Here is a 4229-nt window from a genome sequence, read left to right on the forward strand (position 1 = left end):
AGGATGCCAACACGGACACGGACACGGGCGCGGACACGGGCGCGGAGGCGGGTGAAGGCACCGTTGCGGACGCCGGGCTCTGGACTCCGGCGCTGAGCCGGTCCGTCATGCTCCGGCACGACCGGGTGCGCGGCACCGACCTGTTGCTCATGCCGGAACGCGTGGTCGTGCTGCGGGGCAGCGCGGGCGCCGTCCTGAGGCTCTGCGACGGCCGACGCCAAGTCGAGACGATCGTGGCCGAGTTGGCCGAGCGCTTTCCCGACGCGTCCGTCGCCACGGAGGTTCCGGAGTTTCTCGGGCGGATGCGCGAGGAGGGCTGGATCCGATGACCGAGACCTCCGCCGCGCCCGTCGCCCCTCCCTGGGCGCTGCTCGCGGAACTCACGCACGGCTGCCCGCTGCACTGCGCCTACTGTTCCAACCCCTTGGAACTGGTACGGAGATCCGCGGAACTCCGTACCGACGAGTGGGCCGACGTCATGCGCCAGGCCGGGGAGCTGGGCGTCGTCCACACCCACCTCTCCGGCGGTGAACCGCTGCTGCGGCGCGACCTGCCCGAGATCGTCGAGGCGGCCGACGCGGCGGGCATCTACACCCAGTTGGTCACCAGTGGCGTCGGCCTGACCCGGGAGCGGCTGACCGCCCTCATCGACCGCGGGCTGCGCAGTGTCCAACTCTCCGTGCAGCACGCCGAATCCGCCGCCTCCGACCGGATCGCCGGGACCCGCTCCTTCGCCGCCAAGCGGAAGGCCGCGGCCCTGGTCCGGCAGGCGGGACTGCCGTTGGGCCTGAACGTCGTACTCCACCGGGACAACCTGGACGCGATCGGCGCCCTCCTCGATCTGGCCCTGGACTGGGGCGCGGAGCGGATCGAGCTGGCGAACACCCAGTTCTACGGCTGGGCGTTGGTCAACCGGGACCGGCTGCTGCCCGGCCGGGAACAGATCGAGCGGGCGTGGGCCGTCGTCGAGGCCCGGCGGGAGCAACTGGCCGGGCGGGTGGACGTGGTGTGGGTGGTGCCCGACTACATCGACGGGATCGCCAAGCCCTGTATGGGCGGCTGGGGTGCCGTCTCGCTGGCCGTGGCCCCCGACGGCACGGTGCTGCCCTGCCCGGCCGCCGCCACACTGCCGGGGCTCGACGCCCCGAACGTCAAAGACCGTTCCCTGGAGTGGAGTTGGCGCCAATCGCCCGCGTTCCACCGCTACCGGGGCACCGACTGGATGGCCGCACCCTGCCGCTCCTGCCCCGAGCGGGAAACGGATCTCGGCGGCTGCCGCTGCCAGGCGTACGCGCTCACCGGCGACGCCTCCCGCACCGATCCCGTGTGCCGGCTGTCCCCCGACCACGGGCTGGTACGGACACTCGTCGACGCGCCCGCATCGCGGGCCGCCGCGCCGACCGTCCCTCGTTCCCGTCCCCCGCGAGGCGCCCCGCAGGGCCCTCGGAGGGCGTGACCCACCACCAGATCCCTTCCAACCCCCACTTGGAGGACCGATGCGAACGACCAGCAGGCGCATGACCCGTAGAGCACTGACCGCGGGCGCGGCCCTGTCCCTGACCGGGCTGCTGCTCACGGGAGTCCCCGGACTCGGAACGGCCCGGGCCGACACCGCCGACACCACCGCTCCCGCGGCGGTCGCCGGGGTACCGACAGGCGTCACCCCCATCACCACCGGGCTGACCGTCCCCTGGGGTGTCGGCTGGCTGCCCGACGGCTCCCACTCCCTGGTTACCGAGCGTGACGACTTCCGGGTCTGGAAGGTCACCCCCGAGGGTGCGAAGACCCAGGTCGGGACGGTCCCCAACAGTCAGACCACCAACGGCGAGGGCGGACTCATGGGGGTGGCCGTCGACCCCGGCTGGGCCACCAACCACTACGTGTACTTCATGCACACCGCCGCCGAGGGCAACCGCATCGCCCGCATGACGTACAACGGCACCTCGCTCACCGGCTACACGGTGATCCTCCAGGGCATCAGCAAGGCCCGGTACCACAACGGCGGACGGCTCGCCTTCGGCCCCGACGGCTATCTGTACGCCACTACCGGCGACGCCCAGAACACCGCCCTCGCCCAGGACCGGAACTCCCTCAACGGCAAGATCCTGCGCCTGACCACCTCCGGTCAGCCGGCCCCCGGCAACCCCTTCGGCAACTACGTCTACAGCCTCGGCCACCGCAATCCGCAGGGACTCGCCTTCGACCGCAACGGACGGCTGTGGGAGGCCGAGTTCGGCAACAGCCGGTTCGACGAGCTGAACCTGATCAAGCCGGGCGCCAACTACGGCTGGCCCACCTGTGAGGGCACCTGCTCGACCGCCGGGATGACCAACCCGAAGAAGACCTGGACCACCGGCGAGGCCTCGCCCAGCGCCATCGCCATCGCCGACAACGTCGTCTACATGGCCGCGCTGCGCGGCGAGCGCCTCTGGCGCATCCCCATCGACGGCGACACCGAGAACGTGGGCACGGCGACGGCGTACTACGTCGGTACGTACGGCCGGCTCCGTACGGTCGTCAAGGTGCCCGGCCGCGAACAGCTGTGGCTGGCGACCACCAACGCCGACGCCAACGGAGGCGAGCCGGACGGCGCGGACCGCGTCCTGCGGGTGACTCTGGGCTGACCGCCGAGGCCGGTCCGGAGAGGTGACGGCTCCTCGGACCGGTCCTGTCGGCCGGTCGGCCCGGCGCGTGAGATTCGGGTGGGCTCGCCGGGCGCGCGATCAGTCGTTCAGCGGACGCGGCTCTCGAAGCACTCCTCCTTGATGTCCGACCTGCCGTTCGACGTCGGACGGAAGCAGGCCCGTACGACCTGGCCGGAGCCGGTGGTGGTCATCGGGGTGTAGACGTACGCCGCCGCGTCGGCCTCGTCCTCGACCTCGGTGGAACGGGGACGGCCGTCCGCGGTCACCTCCAGCCGGTCGCCGATCCGCGTCCCCCACATCCGGGCCCAACTGGTCCCGCACGTCTGGCTGTGGCGCAGTTCCAGCATCGCTCCCGAGGCGGTGCGGTACGAGGCGAGGGTCTGCGGCCCGACCCCGCACTTCATGTCCATCGGGCTCCTGCCCTCGCACGCCGCTCCCCGGCAACGCGGCCCGGTGGCTGACGGGGAGGCGGAGGAGGACGTGCGTGGCGCGTCCTGGCCAAGGACGAGGAAGAGAGTGATCGCCACACCCCCGACGACCACGGCACACACCGACGCGAGCACCGCAACGGCCGTACCCCTGTGCCCTGAGCGCGTGTCATCCCGTAGTGCCGGAGCGGACGCCTCGGACGGGACCGGTTCCGGAGCTGTCGACGGCGTCTCCGCGGGCGCCTCGGCAGGCGGATCCGTACGCCGTGCCTGTGCCGCGCGCCCGCTCCACTCCGACTCCGCGATCTCCCACAGCGCCAGGCATCGCCCCTCCGGTTCGGAGGCGAGCCGGCACAGTTCCCGCACCGCGTCGCGCGGCGGCACGCTCTTGCCGTTGAGATAGCGCTCCCAGGACGACTTGCTGAACGCGGTCCGTTCCGCCAGGCCCACCATGCTCAGACCGGTGCGTGTCCGCAGGTCCCGCAGCGCTGCCGCCAGTCGTGCACGTTCCGGCGACGGCGTCGTGCGCGTCATCGCCGTAGCGCTCCCCAGGTGTGCCGGCCGATGATGCCGTCCACGACCAGGCCCGCCTGCTTCTGCAACCGCTCGACCGCGCTCTTGGTGTGCGGACCGTAGATCCCGTCCACGACCCCCGGGGCGAAACCCGCCCTGCGCAGCAGACACTGTGCCTCGGCCACCTCCGGACCGGCGAGGCCCTCCGCCAGGACGGCGTCCCGGGTACGGCTGTTGCCCGCGTACCAGCGGCCGTCGATCCGCTCCACCTCGCAGGCGTACGTACGCGGCCCCGACGGTGACGGTGACGGCGACACGGACGAGGTGGCCGAGCCGAGAGGCGTTGCCGACGCCCTGCTGTCGCCGTCCGAGAGCCGTACGACCAGCAGGACCGCCGAGGAGACGGCCAGCACCAGCGCCACGGACCCCGCCACCAGCGCGACGCGCAGCGAACGCCCGTGCCGCGTCGCCTCGTCGGGGGCCGACAGGGCGTACGGCCCGGTGTCGTCGGCCCCGGCTGCCTGGAGCGCCCCAGCAACTTCAACCGTGTGACCCGCACCGGCCGCACCAACCGTGCCAGTTGCTTCGGATGCTTCCGGCGCTTCCGGCGCTTCCGGCGCTTCCGGCGCTTCCGATCCTTCCG

At 72.1% G+C, this 4229-nt stretch carries 5 protein-coding genes; 3 read left to right on the top strand and 2 right to left on the bottom strand.

Annotation, left to right across the window (positions count from 1 at the left end):
- The first annotated feature begins 107 nt into the window (after window positions 1–107).
- The 3 genes from pqqD to O3Q52_RS49715 all read left to right on the top strand — a co-directional run bounded on the left by pqqD (window position 108) and on the right by O3Q52_RS49715 (window position 2624).
- On the top strand, window positions 108–329 hold the full coding sequence (gene pqqD, locus O3Q52_RS49705; RefSeq protein WP_269655026.1) for a pyrroloquinoline quinone biosynthesis peptide chaperone PqqD: 222 nt from the start codon (window positions 108–110) through the stop codon (window positions 327–329).
- Window positions 326–1456 (top strand): pyrroloquinoline quinone biosynthesis protein PqqE, encoded by a 1131-nt coding sequence (gene pqqE / locus O3Q52_RS49710; RefSeq protein ID WP_269655022.1) that lies wholly within the window; start codon window positions 326–328, stop codon window positions 1454–1456. Before pqqD ends, pqqE begins: the two co-directional genes overlap by 4 nt.
- Before the next feature lie 61 nt (window positions 1457–1517).
- The gene (locus O3Q52_RS49715; protein WP_269655023.1) at window positions 1518–2624 is read left to right on the top strand and encodes a sorbosone dehydrogenase family protein; all 1107 of its coding nucleotides are present in this window, start codon (window positions 1518–1520) and stop codon (window positions 2622–2624) included.
- A gap of 107 nt (window positions 2625–2731) precedes the next feature.
- On the opposite strand, the gene O3Q52_RS49720 is transcribed toward O3Q52_RS49715, so the two are convergent.
- Together O3Q52_RS49720 and O3Q52_RS49725 are read right to left on the bottom strand one after the other, a co-directional pair.
- Window positions 2732–3607, bottom strand: a complete 876-nt coding sequence (locus O3Q52_RS49720) for an XRE family transcriptional regulator (protein WP_269655024.1) — start codon at window positions 3605–3607, stop codon at window positions 2732–2734.
- The coding region (locus O3Q52_RS49725; protein WP_269655025.1) for a peptidoglycan-binding protein at window positions 3604–4229 on the bottom strand (626 nt) is incomplete at its 5' end. The genes O3Q52_RS49720 and O3Q52_RS49725, both read right to left, overlap by 4 nt.

Source organism: Streptomyces sp. ActVer (genome assembly GCF_027270795.1).
Classification (GTDB): domain Bacteria; phylum Actinomycetota; class Actinomycetes; order Streptomycetales; family Streptomycetaceae; genus Streptomyces; species Streptomyces umbrinus_A.

What these genes read in the sequence shown, in the direction of transcription:
- O3Q52_RS49720 (WP_269655024.1), bottom strand. Translation starts at nt 3,607, where the DNA reads ATGACGCGCACGACGCCGTCGCCGGAACGTGCACGACTGGCGGCAGCG.
- pqqE (WP_269655022.1), top strand. Translation starts at nt 326, where the DNA reads ATGACCGAGACCTCCGCCGCGCCCGTCGCCCCTCCCTGGGCGCTGCTC.
- pqqD (WP_269655026.1), top strand. Translation starts at nt 108, where the DNA reads ATGCTCCGGCACGACCGGGTGCGCGGCACCGACCTGTTGCTCATGCCG.
- O3Q52_RS49715 (WP_269655023.1), top strand. Translation starts at nt 1,518, where the DNA reads ATGACCCGTAGAGCACTGACCGCGGGCGCGGCCCTGTCCCTGACCGGG.